General features: G+C 69.2%; 13 protein-coding genes. 6 read left to right on the top strand and 7 right to left on the bottom strand.

Features of this window, described 5'->3' with window-relative positions:
- Positions 1–10: 10 nt before the first annotated feature.
- Positions 11–859: a CPBP family intramembrane metalloprotease gene (locus KA383_13780; GenBank protein MBP7747186.1), complete on the bottom strand. Its 849-nt coding sequence runs from the start codon at positions 857–859 to the stop codon at positions 11–13.
- Between the two features lie 91 nt (positions 860–950).
- Here KA383_13780 and KA383_13775 point away from each other — a divergent pair, with 91 nt between their 5' ends.
- The 4 genes from KA383_13775 (at position 951) to KA383_13760 (ending at position 5,722) form a co-directional block, all read left to right on the top strand.
- On the top strand, positions 951–2,522 hold the full coding sequence (locus KA383_13775; protein MBP7747185.1) for a hypothetical protein: 1,572 nt from the start codon (positions 951–953) through the stop codon (positions 2,520–2,522).
- A gap of 135 nt (positions 2,523–2,657) precedes the next feature.
- Positions 2,658–3,953, top strand: coding sequence for an adenylosuccinate synthase (locus tag KA383_13770; protein MBP7747184.1), 1,296 nt, complete (start codon positions 2,658–2,660; stop codon positions 3,951–3,953).
- A 2-nt stretch (positions 3,954–3,955) separates the two neighbouring features.
- Positions 3,956–4,741, top strand: coding sequence for an isoprenyl transferase (locus KA383_13765; GenBank protein ID MBP7747183.1), 786 nt, complete (start codon positions 3,956–3,958; stop codon positions 4,739–4,741).
- A gap of 27 nt (positions 4,742–4,768) precedes the next feature.
- Entirely contained in the window at positions 4,769–5,722 is a 954-nt protein-coding gene (locus KA383_13760) for a CDP-archaeol synthase (GenBank protein MBP7747182.1), read from the top strand.
- A gap of 16 nt (positions 5,723–5,738) precedes the next feature.
- Here KA383_13760 and KA383_13755 read toward each other — a convergent pair whose 3' ends face one another.
- Complete coding sequence (locus tag KA383_13755) at positions 5,739–7,973, bottom strand: hypothetical protein (protein ID MBP7747181.1); 2,235 nt, start codon at positions 7,971–7,973, stop codon at positions 5,739–5,741.
- A gap of 107 nt (positions 7,974–8,080) precedes the next feature.
- Positions 8,081–9,811, bottom strand: a complete 1,731-nt coding sequence (locus KA383_13750; GenBank protein ID MBP7747180.1) for a DUF2961 domain-containing protein — start codon at positions 9,809–9,811, stop codon at positions 8,081–8,083.
- A 171-nt stretch (positions 9,812–9,982) separates the two neighbouring features.
- Between KA383_13750 and KA383_13745 the strand changes: the two genes are divergently transcribed.
- Positions 9,983–12,412, top strand: coding sequence for a tetratricopeptide repeat protein (locus KA383_13745; GenBank protein MBP7747179.1), 2,430 nt, complete (start codon positions 9,983–9,985; stop codon positions 12,410–12,412).
- An 11-nt stretch (positions 12,413–12,423) separates the two neighbouring features.
- Here KA383_13745 and KA383_13740 read toward each other — a convergent pair whose 3' ends face one another.
- Both KA383_13740 and KA383_13735 read right to left on the bottom strand, forming a co-directional pair.
- A complete protein-coding gene (locus tag KA383_13740) occupies positions 12,424–13,893 on the bottom strand; it encodes a carboxypeptidase M32 (protein MBP7747178.1) in 1,470 nt (489 codons plus the stop codon).
- Positions 13,894–13,997: 104 nt separating this feature from the next.
- A complete protein-coding gene (locus KA383_13735; protein ID MBP7747177.1) occupies positions 13,998–14,381 on the bottom strand; it encodes a hypothetical protein in 384 nt (127 codons plus the stop codon).
- 90 nt (positions 14,382–14,471) lie between these two features.
- Between KA383_13735 and KA383_13730 the strand changes: the two genes are divergently transcribed.
- Positions 14,472–15,134 (top strand): hypothetical protein, encoded by a 663-nt coding sequence (locus KA383_13730; GenBank protein ID MBP7747176.1) that lies wholly within the window; start codon positions 14,472–14,474, stop codon positions 15,132–15,134.
- A 198-nt stretch (positions 15,135–15,332) separates the two neighbouring features.
- Here KA383_13730 and lepA read toward each other — a convergent pair whose 3' ends face one another.
- Both lepA and KA383_13720 read right to left on the bottom strand, forming a co-directional pair.
- Complete coding sequence (lepA, locus tag KA383_13725; protein MBP7747175.1) at positions 15,333–17,129, bottom strand: translation elongation factor 4; 1,797 nt, start codon at positions 17,127–17,129, stop codon at positions 15,333–15,335.
- A 126-nt stretch (positions 17,130–17,255) separates the two neighbouring features.
- Positions 17,256–18,053 (bottom strand): DUF72 domain-containing protein, encoded by a 798-nt coding sequence (locus tag KA383_13720; GenBank protein MBP7747174.1) that lies wholly within the window; start codon positions 18,051–18,053, stop codon positions 17,256–17,258.
- Position 18,054: the final 1 nt, after the last annotated feature.

Here is an 18,054-nt window from a genome sequence, read left to right as displayed (position 1 = left end):
GCCCCGGGAATCAGTGGGGGGTGACCCGCTGAGCGAATTCTTCCAGCCACGGCAGCAGCACGCGCACGAGCTGGGTCTGAATCAGGTTGAACATGAAATGCGCGATCACGACCGTCAGCAGACTGCGTGAGAGCACGAAGAACAGTCCCAGCACCGCCCCCACGCCAAACACCTGCACGACGCCCAGCCAACCCTGCGTGACGTGCAGCAATGCAAAGACCGTGCTGGAAATCAGGATCGCCACGGCCCAAGAACACCCGAGCCGGTGCAGGTAGGGCAGCAGCAGCCCGCGGAACAGCAGCTCCTCGTGCAGCGCCACCGCGATCAGCAGCAGGACCGTCCCCGCGAAGTCGTGCAGCGGCAGGTACCGCATGAACTCCGAACGGCGGGCCAGGTCGCTTTCGAGCCCCGGCTGAGTCAGCACGACGGCGCTGATCACCAGCATCAGGCACACGAACACCGCGTAGATGGCGCACAGCGTCGGCAGGGCCCAGAGCACCTGCGTCCCCAGCCGCGCGGCCTGCATGCCGAAGTCGGAACTCGGCAGACGGTGCCGGTGCACCAGGTACCCCGCCATGCCGATCAGCAGCAGCGCATCGAACCATTTCCGAATGATGATGATCTGCTGCACGGGGTAGTCCGGCCCTTCCGGGACGACGAGCAGCGCGCTGAGCTCGAAACCGAAGGGGACCAACAGCGTCACCAGCAGGACCAGGAGGAGATCGAGGGCCGCGGCCCGGCGTGACAGCGACGCCAGGGCCAGCGGGGCCGGCGCGGGCGGGAGCGCAGCGCAGGTCACGGGACGTGCGGTGATGATGTCGCGGTCCCGCGGGGTTGGAATGGTCGGCATGTCGCTCATATCGTGGCTCGTCGCGGCGCGCGGTTGGCGCGGGCCGCGCGGCCACGATAATACCCTGCCGGTTCCAGTCCGGCGCCCTGATGGAGTCAGTATGTCGGTCCAGCGCGGAAGAATTGCCCGACCGGTGGGTACGCCGGACGCGCGGCCGGTCCGCTGCAAGCGCGCCGAGTGGTATCTCGTGCGGGCCCGGCTGGTGGCGGGGGTGGTGCTGCGACGGTCGGCGATGGTGGTGAGCTTCATGCGGGGGTCCCAACTGCTGTCGCGACGGTGCGTGCCCCTGCACGCGGGCGGCCCGCCCGGCGAGCTGCTCGGCTGGTTCCGCACACCGGCTGATGTGACGCATCTGCGGCTCGCGCTTTCGGCCGGCGCGTCCGCCGGGCAGTTCGCCGAGCTTGCGCTGCACGTCGTGGCGGAGCGCGACCCGAAATGCCACCCGCTGGCCAACGTGCCGCGCTGGAGCACCTACCGAACATCGTTCACGGTGCGCCGTGTCATCTTGCCGGCATCGCTCGCGGGGCTGCGCCCCTTGTTGGCGGGCATGGAAGTGCGCGTGCTCGCGGCGCCGGCGTCGCTCGACGACCTCGCGCGGCAGGCCCGCGGCGCGGCCTGCGTGCTCGACCCGCGCTGGGTCTGCTCCCTGCGGCTTGGCCTGTCCGCAGTTGAGCGCGTCGCCGCAGCGTCCTGGCTGATTGTCGATCTGGAGACCCTGGCGGGACTGGCGACTGCCGCCGGCGCAGCGGACGTGCGGCCGGTGCGCTACGCCGACCAGCACGGGCTCATGTCGGCGCGCGTGGAATACGCTGATGTGCCGACGCGCGGTTTCGCGCTGCAGGACGTCGTCCCGTACGCGACCATCGATGCGCGCAGCCGATTTGTCCAGCGTGGACTGAAACCCGGGCGGGCGTGGAAGCGCTACGCGGATGAGGTCGGTTTCGCGACGCTGCTGTCGAGCGAAACGCCGTGGGCCGACCGGCATGGCGCGGTGCTGTCGGCCATGCGGGCGGTCGGCGGCGGCGAATTGCTCGCGACCGATCTGCCCTGGCTGCTGGCCGGAGAGCACGGGACGCTGGTCGCGCCGCGCGTGGCAGCCCACCTGTTGCGCACGCATGTGGCGCTGCCGGTCGCGGACTGCGTGCAGTTCTGGAACCGCTGGGATGACGGCGACACGGTGGTGCGCGACCTGGCCGACCTGGCCCGCCGCTATGCGCCCCTGCACGCCGTGCGCTGGGCGTCCCCCGACCCGGCGTGCGCGCACCTGGGCATCGTCCTGCACCCGTCCGTCGCCCGGCCCAAGCGTCACCTGGTCATTCGCACCGGCCGGATCGACAACCTGGACGCGCACGACGGGCTGCCCGCGGAGCCGATGGCCATCTTCATGAAGTGGCTGGCACGCGAAGCCCGCGAGCAGACCGCCTGGGCCCAGACACACCTCGCACGCCAGATCGTCACCTGGCAGTTCGACACGGCTTCCGGCCTGAAGTACGCCGCGAACTTCGACGCGGCGGATGCCTGCGACGTCCCGCCGACCGTCGTGCGGGTGCGGCTGGGTGCTGCCGGCTCGGCTGTCCAGTTGCCGGATGACGAGGGTCTGCATGGCGACGGCAGTATCGAGTTCCAAGAGCGACTCGCGTGCCGGCTGCAGCGGCTGATCGAGGGGCGCTGACGGCGCGGTTTGCCAGCGGCGGGGGTTGATGCTACAAAGCGTGTTGCCGGGTGCCCGCGGCGCGTTGTGAACTGCGCGCCGCGGCCATCGATCGGCCATGGCCGCAGGGATTGAGCTGAGATGAGCTTTCGCGACTTGGGCAACACGTGCGTCGTCGGTCTGCAGTGGGGCGACGAGGGCAAGGGCAAGGTCGTCGACCTGCTGCTCGCCGACTTCGACGTGGTCGTCCGCTACGGCGGCGGCGCGAACGCGGGCCACACCGTCGTCATCGGCGGCGAGAAGTTTGCCCTGCACCAGTTGCCCAGCGGGATCCTGCGCCCCGACGTCCTGAGCGTCATCACGTCCGGCGTCGTGCTCGATCCGGCCGTGCTGCTGGGCGAGATCACGTCGCTGCGCGAGCGGGGCGTGGCGATCGGGGAGAACCTGCGCATCAGTGACCGCGCGCACCTGGTTTTCCCCCACCACCGGCGCGAGGATGTGCTGGCCGAGGGCGCGGCCCGCGTCAGCGAGAAGCTCGGCACGACCGCCCGCGGCATCGGCCCCTGCTACGCCGACAAGTGCGCCCGCCACTGGGCGATTCGCGTGTGCGACCTCTACCCGGCGGACCGTTTCCGCGCGCGGCTCGCCGCGGTGGTGGCCCACAAGAATGCCTACCTCGCCGGGGTGTACGGCGAGCGCGAGATGTTCGACGCCAGCCGCATCGCCGACGAGTACCTCGCCTTCGCCGACCAGCTCCGCCCCTTCGTGTGCAACACCACCGTGCTGCTGCACAAGCTGCGGCAGGCCGGCCAGCGCATGTTGTTCGAGGGTGCCCAGGGCAGCCTGCTCGACCTCGACCACGGCACCTACCCCTACGTGACGAGCTCGAACTCCGGCGGCGGCGGCGTGGTCAGCGGCGCCGGTGTGCCGGTGAGCGCCCTGCAGTCCGTCGTCGGCGTGATCAAGGCGTATACAACGCGCGTCGGCGCCGGGCCGTTCCCCACCGAGCTGCACGATGCCTTGGGTGAGACCATCCGGCAGCGCGGCCACGAATTCGGCACGACCACCGGCCGGCCGCGCCGCTGCGGCTGGTTCGACGCCTTCGCCACGTCGTACGCCACGATGTTCGGCGGCCCCACGTGCCTGGCCCTGCTCCACCTCGACACGCTCGCGGGCATCGATCCACTCAAGGTGTGCGTGGCGTACAAGTCGAACGGGACTCTGCTGGAGGAATACCCCGCCGATTTCGCCGTCCTGGACGCGGTCGAGCCCGTCTACGCGACGCTGCCGGGCTGGACTGAAGACCTCGGCGGTTGCCGGCACTTTGGTGACCTGCCGCCGGCGGCGCGCGATTATGTCCGGGTGCTCAGCGAACGGCTGGGGGCCCCCGTCCGTATGATCGGTGTCGGCCCGTCGCGCGAGCAGATGATCCTGGTGGGGGACGAGGTCTAGCGATGCCGACCCAGCCGCCGCCCGATCCCCTGGCCGTGCTCGGTCTGGAGCGCGCCGCGCTGCCGCGCCACATCGCGATCATCATGGACGGCAACGGGCGCTGGGCCCAGCAGCGCGGCCTGCCGCGGATCGAGGGCCATCGCCACGCGGCGAAATCGGTCCGGGCGATCGTCACGCAGTGCGCCCGGCTGGGCATCCCCTGCCTGACGCTCTACAGCTTCAGCCTGGAGAACTGGAAACGCCCGCGCGACGAAGTGAACGCCCTCATGGCGCTCTACGCCGAGTATCTTGCCTCCGAGCGCCAGGAAATCATGGACAACAACATGCGGATCGTGCCGGTCGGGCGGCGGGCCGGGCTGCCGGCCTCCGTGCTGCGCGAGCTCGACACGACCGTCGACGTGAGCCGCAACAACAGCGGCATGACCCTGTGCCTGGCACTGAACTACGGCGCGCGCGCGGAGCTCGTCGACGCGGTGCGCAGCCTCGCCACTCGGGTCGCACGCGGCGAGCTGCGCCCAGAGGACATTGTCGAGGCCACGATCTCCGACGCGCTCTACACCGCCGGGCTGCCCGACCCGGACCTCGTGATCCGCACGGCCGGCGAGATGCGCGTCAGCAACTTCCTGCTCTGGCAGATCAGCTACGCGGAGCTGCACGTGACGCCGGTGCTCTGGCCGGACTTCGGCGTGGACGAGTTGCACGCGGCGCTCCGCGACTACGCGGGTCGCACGCGGCGCTTCGGCGCGGTGGTGGACGCGGCGCCGCCGGCCGAACAGAAACGGGACTGACACCCGGCGAAATCGCCGGACACGGCTATGCGCAAACGTCTGCTGGTTGGGATTCCGCTCGCGCTCGCGATCATCGCGCTGATGCTGCTGGATGGGTACCTCTCGTCCCGGCCGGCCCCGCATCTGCCGGTCGCGGCGCTGGGGCTCAACCTGGGGGCGTGGCTCACGGATGGGGCGCTGTGCACGCTGATCGTGCTGGTGCTCACGATGGCGGCGACGCACGAGCTGGTGCATTTCGCGCGGGCCCGCGGGCATCGGCCGTTTGGCCTGACTGCCCAGGTGTTCGCCGCGGCGCTGGTCATCGGCCCGTATGTCTCCTACAACCTGTCGCCCGTCACCGGAGGCTACGACGAATCGCTGGGCATGCTCTGGCTGGCCGTCGCGCTGGGGTTCCTGTTCCTGTTGCAGGCGGTGACCCGCGGCACCGAGCGGGCGATGGAAAACCTGGCCTTCACCATCTTCATCATCTTCTATGCCGGCGGCCTGGCCGGCTTCATGACCAAGCTGCGAATGGAGGTGGGTGGCAGCACCGGCGTCGCCGTGCTGCTGTTTTCCGTGTTTCTGGTGAAGATCACGGACACCGGCGCATATTTCACCGGCCGCGCCTTCGGCCGGCACAAGATGATCGAGTGGCTCAGCCCGAAGAAGACCTGGGAAGGTTTCGTGGGTGGCCTCCTCGCCACGATCCTGTGCGCCATCGCCATCGGCCACTGGCTGCACACCGCCGGCATCGTGCGGATCGAGGAGCGCTACCTGCCGCATCCCTGGGCGCTCGTCCTGCTCGGGTTGCTGCTGGGGCTCTTCTCGGTGGCCGGCGACCTGTGCGCGTCGCTGCTGAAGCGCGACGCGGAGATGAAGGACTCGGGCCAGGCCCTGCCCGGTCTGGGCGGCGTCCTCGACGTGCTCGATTCGCCGCTGCTGGCCGCGCCCGTGGCGTGGTTCTTCTGGACGCGCATGTTCCACCTCGTCCCGCCGGGCTGAGACGCGTAGGCGGGGGTCAGCCGCGCAAGTGGATCCAGCCGGCCTGCGCCAGCGTGAGTATCACCAGGACGGGGTACACCAGCAGCGCGAGCATCGCCAGGACGCATGCCGCTGTCGAGATCGGCTGACTCTTGAAGCGGCGCTTCAATGAAAGCGGCAGATTGAAGAACGTGTCGAAGACGATGTGTTCGAGCAATCCGCCGCGCTCGCCGAAGACTGGCACGACCCGGACCGCGCTCGTCGCCCAGCGTCCGGCCATGAACCGTGCCAGGGCCGGGTCGTGCGCCACCATCTGCAGCGGGAACGCCAGGTACCCGATCACGTGGATGAACGAGACCGGGGCGGCAATGTAGTAGTTACGAATGTCACGCTCGCGGACCATCATATAGAGCACGAACAGCCCGCGCGCCATGGAGCCCGGCGAAACCGGGGCGAGCTGGATCGCGGCCGCGACGCCCGAACCGGCGAGCACGGCCTCCGCCCAAGGCGCGCCGCGGACCAGCAGGAAATAGGCGCCGACCGCGGCTCCCGCGATGACCATGACGACCTGCGTGATGGGCAACGTGCAGAGATGCACGGCGAGGCATCTGAGGTATTTCTGGATGTACGGGTCGCGGACCTGGTGCGCGATCTTGTCCGCCTCCGCGTCGGTCAGCATGCCCTCGGCGTGCCCGAGGTGGACCTGCTCCAGCAGCCACTGCTCGCGGAATTCCGGCCGGCCCAGGAACTGCAGCAGGAACCGCGCGCGCGCGCGCAGCCGCTCCCACGCGTAGCGCGGCTCCACGCACGCGCGGTGCCAGTGCGGCGGCAACCAGCCGATGAGGATGCGCTGCAGCCAGTAGCGCACCGGCCGGTGGACAAGCCGCAACGTGCGCTCGTCGCTCGCGCGTCCCTGGCGATGCCAGGTGATCAACGTCTCGAGCCGCGCGCCGCGCATGGCGCGCAGGAGATAGTCCCAACTGGTCAGCGCGCGCCACACGTGGGCGCGCTGCTGCGCATGCCCCCACATTTTCAGCACGAACCGCCCCAGCAGCGGCACCAGCGCAACAACGTACAGCAGCGTGCACAGCCAGGGCCGCTGGCCGAGCCGGGCCGCGTGCTCCGCGTCGATCCGCCCCAGGTGCTGCCAGCCCGTGATCGCCCCAGCCCGCACCGACTCCCGCAGCGTAGCGTCCGTCAGCAGACGCACATGGTGGTACGTGATGTCCGGCAGCGACCGGCGATATAGCGGTTCCTGGCGCTGCAGTTCCTCGACCGCCAATTGCAGATCCGCGAACTCGGCGCGGTGGGTAGCCATGAACTCGGCGAACCGGCGCGGATCACTGCGGTCGAACTGCACGATGCGGCCGCGCAGCAGGCCACGCAGAATCAGCCAGAAGTCCGCCGGACTCATCGGCAGCACGGGCAACAGCGCCAGGCCGGCCCGGAAGTCGATCGCCGTCAGGCCGGCCTGCGGGGAATGCTCCGCGCTGGTGCGCTTGAGCGCGTTCGGCTGGCTCTTGCACGTCCACCATTCGTACTGCCGGGCCAGCTCCGGTGCCCCCATCTCGTGCAGCAGCGCCACCAGCTCCCGCATGAAGATGCGCTTGTGAATGTACTCGGGGCTGTTCACGCCCGGCGGCGGCGCGCCCTCGAAACGCCAGCGCTCGAACAGGCGCTCATCCACCTCGAGCTTCCAGGTGCGCCCGCTCACCCACTCGTTGATCTCGCCGAAACTGCGGAGGTCCTCGTCGTAAAACGTGGCGTACGTGTCACAGACCGCGTCCGGCGCGCCGAGCCGGCCTGCCGCGGCCCGGCGGATGAGCTTCTGCCAGAGCACGCCGACCCGCACCGCCACCGGGTTGACCTGGGCGCTGAACGCGCCCTGGTACGCCAGGAAGTACAGGAAGTCCCTGAACAGACAGGCAAAGCCCGACGGCGGCTTCAGGATCTTGATCGCGTAGGTCTGCCCGACCGTTAGCCCGGCCAGCGGCTCAGCGTCCGGCGTGATCTGTCGCAGAATGACGCGATAGACCTGCCCCGCGAAACCGCCGCCCACGAAACGCTCCACCTCGACCGTCAGACGCCCCGTGTGCGCCGGCATCACGCCGGTGACAGGCAGCGTCAACTCGTCGCCGGCCTCGTAACAGGCCCGGCGAAACGGCCGCAGGAGGTCGCACGCTTCAAACTGACGCTCCAGCTCCCGGCGTAGCGCGAGCGGCGTGGGCTCGGTGTGCACAGACGGCGCCGACTGAATCATGGTTTCCGTCATGTGCTCTCCGGGCTCGGGCGTACCGGGACCACGCCAGCGTGGTTGCAGCCCCGTGATTCTACCGGCGACCGGCCGGTCGTGCCTGCGTCCCGTCCGTGCCGCCGCCCCTACCGCGGGGCGGGTCGATCGAGATAGTAGTACGCCACCGTCGCATAGCGCACCACCAGTGCGGGGTTGTCGGCCGCGTATTGGAAGGACAGCAGAAACGACTGCTGGAAGTCGAGCGCGTCGCCCAGCAGGTGCCAGCGGGAGCAGGACACTTCGCCGGGTTCGACGGCGAACTCACCCCGCACGTGGTTCGCCGCGGATAATGGCCGGCTGTACGGCCCGGTCGCGAAGTAGAACCCGCCGTTGTAGTAGTCTTCCGTGCCGGTGCCACGCAGACGCACTTCTCCGTCGATGATCCCCAACTCGTTTCCCTCCAGGATGTTAAGCACGGCACGGGGCTGACCCGGACGAGGATCGCTCAGGCCGGCGGCGGCGAGACATGTGCCGATGTACCGTCCGCGCCCCACGAGGTTGGCGACCTCATGCTGCGAACCCGCCGCCTGCGCGCCCTCGACTGCGTGGTGATGCGCGTGCAGATAGCCCCACGGCTCGGCCGGCAACGCTCGGTTCACGGCCACGCTGGCCCGCACGGCGAATGGATGGGCGCCGCCGTTCAGCAGGGCGATCCGCACCCGGCTGGCGTACGGCATCGGCAGAAAGCAGGCGGCGTCGAAGCGCTCGTCTGTGACCTCGACGCGCAGGGCCAGCGTGCGGAACGAGGCCAGTGCCGCCTCGCACCCGAAGAAGGCGTCCAGCGGCACGTCGATCGCCGGCGTCGCGGCGCGATCATAGAACACCTGGAGTCGCTGGGCATGCAGAAGTTCGGGCTGGCGCGCACTCGCCATGAACCGCAACAGCGTGAGTGTGCCCCCCGTGTCGTCAGTGCAAATCGTCGCGGAGGAACGCGGGGCGATCTCGAATGCCTCGGCTTCCACCAGGAATTCGCCGACGGCGTTCGGGTTGCCGCCGAAGCGTCGCCACAGGCTCACCGCCGCGGCATAATCCGGATCTTCCGCCAGCCGCGGCGAGTACGCGCGCGTGGGCGCGTCGATGCGCTGCACGCCGATGTGATAGAAATACCCGCTCAGCGGGTTTAGCCCGTCCAGGACGACGCGCAGGCGCTGGCCAAAGCTGATCGGCACGTAACTCGTGACCGCCGCCGCGGTCCGGCCGGCGAGCGGCGGTGTGAACGGGGCAGCGGTGCCCAAGTCGGTCAGCGGGATGACGAGGGTGGGCGCGTCCAGATCGTCGACGTAGACGCGCAGGACTTCGTTCTCGAAGCGCCCCAGGTCTGGCGAGGCGAAGAACCCCTGCTGGCGGAACAGGTCGGTCGGGCCGAAGCGCGTGAAGAACATCCGCGCGACGTAGCCCGGGCCGTCATCGACGGCGGCGAGCACGTACCCGCCGAGCGTGCCGCCGTCGGGATCCGGGCCGTCCACGTGTCCCAGGAGCAACGGCTGATCGGGGCCGGACAGCGCGATGAAGTTGTTGAAGTCCTTTTCGCCGGGCTCGAAGTCCGCGGTGCCTGGGTTGCGATTGTGGCTGGAGAACTGGGTGTAGGTCCGCGTGCCGAGGCACGGCAGCGCATCCCAGGCGCTGAGCGCCTGCAGCCCGCGGTCGCACTCGCCCGAGAGCGCGGGCGCAGCCGCCGCGATGGCGGCCTGCTGGTCGCGCGCGCTACGCACCAGAGCGCGGCCGTCGCTGACCACGGGGCAGCCGCCCGCCATCATGAGCGACAATAGCGCGCTGCCGGCGAGGCAGAAGCGTGCGGCCGCCGCAGTCGATATCATACTGGCCCGCGGCGCGCGGGCGTTGTGCCCGCGGCCGGCGTGTGTGACATCGGGCCGACGCCGTGTGCCCGAACTGCCGGAGTGCGTGTCCGTATGGGCAGAGACCGCCGCCCCGCCGATCGCAAGCGTCCCCGGCAGGCGTCGCCGGGTGCGCCGGCCAGAGCGCTGGCCGTGGTGCCCCGTCCGGTCGGTGTGGCCGGCGTTCGGCGGCTCACGCGTGGGCAACATCTGCTCCTCGGCCTGGTCCTGCTGCTCGCCCTGCTGCTGCGCGGGGGCTACCTCTGGGGACAATATCGGAACAATCCGGTCTTTGGCTATCCCCAGATGGACGGGCTCGTCCACCACGAGTGGGCGCAGCGCATCGCGGCCGGCACCGGCATGGGCGACCGGCCATACCTGCGGGCCCCGCTGTACTACTACCTGCTGGGCCTGCTCTACGTGGTCACCGGCCCGAGCGTGCTCGCGGCGCGCCTGGCGGGCGGTTTGCTGGGAGCACTGAGCTGCTACCTCGTCGCGCGCCTGGGGGTCGCGCTCGGCGGGTTCCGCGTCGGCCTCATCGCGGGCGGCATCTTCGCGCTGTATTGGCCCGCGATCTACTTCGATGCCGAGCTGCTGACCGCCGGACTCGAAGTGTTTCTCAACGTCGCGCTGCTGTGGGCGCTGCTGGCCGCCGGGCGCCGGGATTCGCTGGCGCTCTACCTGCTGGCGGGCATACTGTGGGGCCTGTCCGCCATCACGCGCCCGAACGTACTTGTGCTGGCGCCTGCCATCGTGATCTGGTCATGGCTGGCCGCACCGGCCCGCAGCCGCGTCGGGCAGCGCCTGCGCGGCGCGGCCCTCGCCGCGGCCGGCCTGGTCATCGTGGTGCTGCCCGTCACGCTGCGCAACTACTTCGTCGGCGGCGAGGCCGTGCTGATCGCGTCGGCCGGCGGAATCAACTTCTACATCGGCAACAACCCCGAATCGACCGGCTATCTGGCCGCCGCGCCCAGCCTGCGCCCGACGTGGGACGAGTGGCTGGTCGATCTCCGCCAGATTCCCGAGACCGCGCTGGGCCGAAAACTCACCGACGGCGAAGTGTCCGACTACTGGTACGAGCAGGCCTGGGCGTGGGTGCGCGCGGAGCCCGGGGCCTGGCTGCGCCACATGTTCCGCAAGCTGGGCCTGTTCTGGAGCCCGATCGAAATACCCAACAATCAGTCCATCTGGTTCCTCGCCCGCCAGGCGCCGATCTCGTTCCTGTTCTGGATCGGCTTTGCGCCCGTGGCGTGTCTGGCGCTGCCGGCGGCCATGCTGCTTGGCCGGCGTGACCGCGCGTGGTTCCTCCCGCTGGCGTTTCTCGTGCTCTACATGGCCACGGTTGTGGCGTTCTTCTGCCCCGCGCGTTTCCGCCTGCCGGCCGTGCCGGTCCTCGTAATCCTTGCCGCGGCCGGCGCCTGCCAACTGGTCGACTGGGTGCGGCGGCGTGAGTTCAAGCCGGCCGGCATCTATGCGGCACTCGCCGTGGTCTGTGCCGTGTTGCTGGCCCTGACGCCGCCCTCGCGCGGCGCGTTCCGCCGGCAGGAGGAAGTCGAGGGGCACTATCTGCGCGCGCGGGCGTACGCGACCTTGCCGCCGCGCGGCCCCGGCGACCTGCGCGCGGCGCTGGCCGAATTTCGCGCCGCGCTCCAGTTGGATCCGCACAGTATGCACCGGCAACTGGCGGTGGCGCAGACGCTGGTGGGCCTGAACGAGATTCAGGAGGCGGACGCACAGTACGCGCAGGCGGTGGCCGAGCATCCCGATAGCGTGCCCGCCCGTCGTGAATATGCCCAGTTTCTCGCTGCGACCGGCCGTCCCAACGACGCTTTGGCGCAGCTCCGCGTGGCGCTGCAGCTTCACCCGCGTGATGCGGATACGCAGTTGGCCACCGGGCGGCTCCTCGCCGGCGTGAACCAGTTCGCGCCGGCCGCCGAGCACCTGCGCATCGCCCTGGAGCTGCGGCCGGATCCGGCCGTCCACTACGACTTGGGTGTGGTCCGGCTGCGCCAGGGCCTGGTTCAGGATGCCATCAGCGCCTTCGAGGCGGTGCTGCGCGAACAGCCGGAGCACGCCCAGGCCCTGCAGAATCTGGGGGTCGCGCATGCCAGGCTCGGTGACCTCGCGCGGGCGATCACGGCGTTTCAGGAGGCCCTGCGGCACGATCCCACCCTGTCCGACGCGAGCTGCAATCTGGCCCGCGCGCTGGGCAAGCAGGGTCGCTGGGCCGATGCCCTGCGGGTGCTCCGCCAGGCGCGACAGCAAGCCAACAACAACGTGAGCGTGCTTACTGCACTCGCCTGGCTGCTGGCAACCGCGCCGGACGATGCCGTGCGAAACGGTGCGCAGGCGCTTGAGGCGGCGGAGCAGGCCGCGGCGTATGCCGGCACGCCGCCGCTGCCGACGCTCGATGCGCTGGCGGCGGCGTATGCCGAGGTCGGGCGTTTCGAGGACGCCGTCCGCGCGGCCCGGCAGGCGCTGAGTCTGGCACGGTCCGCGAATGCGGCCGCGCAGGTAGAAGCGTTGGACGCGCGCCTGCAGCTCTATGAGCAGCAGCGGCCGTATCGCGAGCCAACGCCGTAGCGGCTCGCGCTCTACAGCCCATACAGTGGCTTGTACTTGGCGTGCAGGTATTCGATGTACGGCAGGTGCGAGAGCGGCCGGCCGGTCACGACCTCGACCAGCTCGCCGGGCCGATAACGCTGCCCGTGGCGATGGATGTTCTGGCGCAGCCAGTCGAGCAGCGTGCGCAGGTCGCCCCGCGCCAGCCGGTCGTCCAGGTCGGGCAGCGCCGTACGGAGCGTCGCCCAGAACTGTGCCGCGTACAGGTTGCCCAGCGCGTAGGTCGGGAAGTACCCGAAGATCCCCAGGCTCCAGTGAATGTCCTGCAGGCAGCCGCGCGCGTCATCCGGCGGCGCGACGCCGAGCAGTTGCTGCATGCCTGCGTTCCACGCCGCGGGCAACTGCGCCACCGGCAGCGTGCCACCGAGCAGCCGGCGCTCGAGATCGAACCGCAGCATGATGTGCAGGCCGTACGTCAGCTCGTCGGCCTCGACGCGGATCAGCGACGGCCGCACGACGTTGATCGCGTGATACCAGGCGTCGAGTGACACGTCCGCCAGGCTCGGGAACGCCGCCTGCAAGGGACCGAACCAGTGTTGCCAGAACGCGCGGCCGCGCCCGACGAAGTTCTCCCACAGCCGCGACTGCGATTCGTGCACGCCCAGCGAAACCGACGTCCCCGCGGGCGTGCCGGCGTGCTCCGCGGGCAGACCCTGCTCGTACAGCGCGTGGCCCGTCTCGTGCATGATGCCGAACAGCGACATCGGCAGGAAGTGCTCGTCGTAGCGCGTCGTGATGCGCACGTCGAGCGGGGACATGCTCGTGCAGAACGGGTGCACCGAGGTATCCATCCGCCCGGCCTCAAAATCGAAGCCCATGGCCTCGGCCACACGCCGGCCGAACGCCGCCTGCGCGGGCACCGGGCAGGGGCGTTCCAGGATCGTCGTGTCGGGCTGCCGCGGCGCGCTCCGCAACGCCTGCACCAGCGGGACCAGCTCGGCCTTCACCGCGTCGAAGACCTGCTGCACGGCGGCGGCGCGGGCGCCGGGCTCGTACTCGTCCATGAGCGCATCGTACGGCTCCGTGTCATAACCGATGCGCTCGGCCACCTCGCGCTTCAGCTCGAGCAGCTTCTCCAGGTGCGGCGCGAAGCGCCCGAAGTCGGACGCGGCGCGCGCCTGCGCCCATTCCGCCTTGGCGACGGCGACGGTGCGCGCCAGCTCCTGCACCAGCGCGGTTGAGAGCTTGCTGCGGCGCTGGTAGTTGCGGCGCACTTCGCGCACGTTTGTCGCCTCGACCGGGTCCGCCGCCTGCGCCTGTTCCACCTTGTCCAGCAGGCGCGCGAACTTGCGGTCCAGCAGCTTCTCGTGCCCCAGCCCCGCGACCAGCGCCAACGCGGCCGCGCGCGCGGTAATGCCCTTGGGCGGCATGTGCGTTTCCTGGTCCCAGTCGAGCAGCGCCTCGATGGATGTCGCGGTCTGAATCTCGCGCACCTGTGCGATGAATTTCTGGTAGGTCTTGCCCGGCACGCGTGGTTCTCCTTGGATGAACGGATCGTAAGACGGCCCTTATACGCCGAAGCTGGCGCGCGGTCGAGTGCACAGCCTCACGGCGCGTCACCGCGGCGCCGCCAGATGAGCGCGCCGTTGGCGTCGCGCACCGTCTCGAAGCGCCCGCGCAGCGCGGCTCCCTCCAGCACCACCGCCAGCCGTTCGCCGGTCAGCCGCTCGATCGTCGCCGGCCCGCGCTCGATCCGCCGCACCAGCCCGCGCCCGTCGCTCACTTCGCCTTCGAAATCCAGGTACAGCCGGCGATGGTCCTTGATCCGCTCCGCCGGAATGTCACCCGCGCTCACCAGCGGGTTTCGCGCCAGCCGCCACGTCGGCAGCCGCTCCCACTCAGGGGCGTCGAGCAGCAGGTCCCAGTGCACATCCGGCGGAGCGTAATCCGCCCGGCGGACGCTGTGTTCAAGCAGGACAAATGCCGGCATGGTGCGGGTCTGTACGAGGCCGAATCCTTCGCGTACGCTGGTTCGCGGTGCCGGGGAAGCTATGCCCCGTTGAGCCTGTGAGAAGCCACCGTGCTCACCGCGTCGATCAAGCCATTGTACCGTGTGCGCAGCCTGATGCTGGTGCTGGCCTGCGTCGCGCCGGTGGTGGGGCTGGGGCTGGTGTGGCTGCTGGTGACGCAGGTGCTGCTGGTGCCGTCCGTGCCGGGCAAGGATACTCCGGCGGACGCGGTGGCGCAGTTCATCATGCATAAGCAGGGCCTGCCGCGGCTGGACCGGGCGCGGGCGGAGGCGGTGCTGGCCGAGCAGGTGCAGCGGCTGGTGCGTGATGCGCGCTTTCGCGAGCGTTTCGCGGCCGAGTATCGCGTGTCGAGCCCCGAGGAGCAGAAGGCGTTCCGTGAGAACCTCTTCGCCGCGCTGAAGCCGCTGGTGATGGACGACATCCGGTCCTATGACGCGACGCCGCCCGCCCAGCGGCCGGCGCTGCTCGACGAACGCATCGTGAAGTACAACCGCCTGTCGAAGCTGGTTGGCAGCGTGCAGATCGACAAGAACATCGCCGGTCCGGCGGGCGACGTGCAGGCCGATTTCCTGGCCACGCTGATGGGGACGACGACGGAGGAGGAACGCCGGCTGGGCCTGGCGTACGGGCAGGCGCTGGCCGTGCGGGTCAACGAAATCCTGGCCGATCCGGTGCTGAAGGCGGACTTCGAAGCCCGGATTGCCGCTCCCTGAGCAACGGGGCGGGGGATCGAGGGCGCAAGGGATTGGGGATCGAGGCGGTGTGTCACTGCTCAAGGGCACTGGCACGTAGCGCGCTGCGCGGATCTGCTCGCTGGCGCTCGGGGCCCTGTCTGCGTCGCTGCGTCGCTTTCCTCCGCGTGACCTTGGCGACGGTGGTGGGCGGTGCCCACCGTGTGCCTCCATGCCTTCCTAATCTTCCGGCTCCAGCACCGTCATGAACGCCTTTTGCGGAATGTCGACCCGCCCGATCGTCTTCATCCGCTTCTTGCCTTCTTTCTGCTTTTCCAGCAGCTTCCGCTTGCGCGTCACGTCGCCGCCGTAGCACTTGGCCGTCACGTTCTTGCGGAACGGCTTGATCGTCTCGCGGGCGATGACCTTCGTCCCGATCGCCGCCTGCAGCGCGATCTCGAACTGGTGGCGGTCGATCTCCCGGCGGAGCTTGATGAGGAACCGCCGGCCGCGGGCTTCGGCCTTCGTGCGGTGGCAGATCAGCGAGAGGGCATCGACCGGCACGCCGTTGACGAGGATGTCGAGTTTCACGAGGTCGCCGGCACGGTAGCCGATGACGTGATAGTCCATCGTGCCGTAGCCACGGGTGACGCTCTTCAGCTTGTCGTAGAAGTCGTACAGGATCTCGTTGAACGGGAATTCGTACGTCAGCAGCACGCGCTGCGTGGAGATGTACTCGGTTTTCTTGTATTCGCCGCGGCGTTGCTCGGCGAGCTGCATGATGTTGCCGATGGAGTCGGCGGGCGTGATGACCTGGAGCTCGATGATCGGCTCGCGCAGCTCCTCGATGTGGCCCATGTCGGGCAGGTCGCCGGCGGACTCGACGCGCTTGAGGGAGCCGTCGCGGAGCAGGACCTCGTAGGTGACGCTGGGGGCGGTCTGGACGACGCTGACGCCGCACTCGCGTTCGAGCCGCTCCTGGACGATGTCCATGTGCAGCAGGCCGAGGAAGCCGCAGCGGTAGCCGGGGCCGAGGGCGTCGCTGTGCTGGGGCTGGAAACTGAATGAGGCGTCGTTGAGGCTGAGCTTCTCCAGCGCTTCGCGCAGGGCGTCGAAGGTCTCGCCGCTCGACGGGTAGAAGTCGCAGAAGACCATGTGCTGCGGCGGCTGGTAGCCGGGCAGGGCCTGCGCGGCGGGGTGCGTGGCGTCGGTGATCGTGTCGCCGACGGTCACATCGTGCAGGCTCTTGATGCTGGCGACCATGTAGCCGGTTTCGCCGGCGGCGAGCTGCTCGCAGGGCGTCATGTGCGGGCGGAACTTGCCGAGCTCGGTGATGAGGTAGGTCCGCTGACGGCCCATGAGCAGGGCTTTCTGGCCTTTGCGCAGCGTGCCGTTCATCACGCGGACGTAGCAGATGACGCCGCGATAGTCGTTGTATTCGGAGTCGAAGATCAGTGCCTGGAGCGGGGCGGCGGGGTCGCCTTTGGGCGGGGGCAGGTACCTCACGATCGCGCGGATCAGCTCCTGGACGCCGAGGCCGCTCTTGGCGGAGACGAACTGCACGTTGTCGGCGCTGATGCCGAGGACGTGCTCGACTTCGAGGGCGGCGTCCTCGGGCGTGGCGCTGGCGAGATCGACCTTGTTGATGACGGGGATGATCTCGAGGTCGTTGCCGACGGCGGCGTAGGCGTTGGCGACGGTCTGGGCCTGGACGCCCTGGGTGGCGTCGACGACGAGCAGCGCGCCGTCGCAGGCGGCCAGCGCGCGGTCGACCTCATAGTGGAAGTCGACGTGGCCGGGCGTGTCGATCAGGTTGAACATGTAGGTTTCGCCGTCGACGTCCATGTCGAGGGTGACGGCGGAGGCCTTGATGGTGATGCCGCGTTCGCGTTCGAGGTCCATGTCGTCGAGCACCTGCTCCTTGAGCTCGCGCTCGGAGATGGCACCCGAGATCTGGAGGAGCCGATCGGCCAGGGTGCTCTTGCCGTGGTCGATGTGGGCGATGATCGAGAAGTTGCGGATACGCGTCTGGTCCATGCCCGCTCGTTTCGCAGTGCGGCCATATACTTCGAGTCGTTCATTATACCGGTAGTAACGCGCCGGCACGAACGGGTGGGCGCGGTGGAATATGGATCCCTTTCTCCGCCCCACGTGCCGTGCCGGCTACGCTTTGTCCAGCGCGGTGCGGAGGTCGCGGCAGGTTGCGGGGCCGTGGCCGGCGTAATGGTTGTTGATGAAGACGAGGACGTCGGCACTTTGGGCGATCTGGCGCAGGGCGCGCGCGACTCGGCGCAGGTCGGCGCTGCGATCCACGACCGTTTGGTCCCATTTCTGCGTGGTTCTTTCGATGCCCGCGCGGTCGCCGATCAGACGCACGTATGCGAACGGGCCGGTGTGCACGTCGTGTTCCGCACACAGGCGGTCGATGGGCGGGAGCCAGGCGTGTTCGACTAGGGCGGCCGTGACCCGATGGCCGCGCAGCAGGTCGAAGTACTCCGGCGTCAGCCAGTTGTTGTTGCGAATCTCGCAGGCCAGCGGCACGCGCGCGGCGTAGCGGCCGAGGAACGTGTCGAGGCGCTGGAAGAACGGCGTTGAGCTGGCGAAGGTGGCGCGGTTGAAGTAGCCGAATTGCAGCAGGAGCACCTTGAGGCGCTTGCCGAGCGGCTGCAACGACTCCAGCAGTGACTCCATCTCCGCGTCGCAGTCCTGCAGCATCTGGTCGTGCGTAATGACGCGCGGTGTCTTGAGGGCGAAGGCGAACTCCGCCGGGGTGCGCTGAGCCCAGCCGCTGATCATTGCCGGGCTGGGCGGGCGATAGAACGTGCTATCGACCTCGACGGTGTCGAACCGGGTCGCGTAGTGGCTGAGATACTCCCCCTTGGCCGTGCCGGGTGGATAGAACGGGCCGACCCAGTCGTCGTAGGACCAGCCCGAAGTGCCGATGCGGATAGTGCCACTCATG

Source organism: Phycisphaerae bacterium (genome assembly GCA_017999985.1).
Taxonomy (GTDB): Bacteria; Planctomycetota; Phycisphaerae; order UBA1845; family Fen-1342; genus JAGNKU01.
This window is presented reverse-complemented; position numbering and strand designations above follow the sequence as displayed.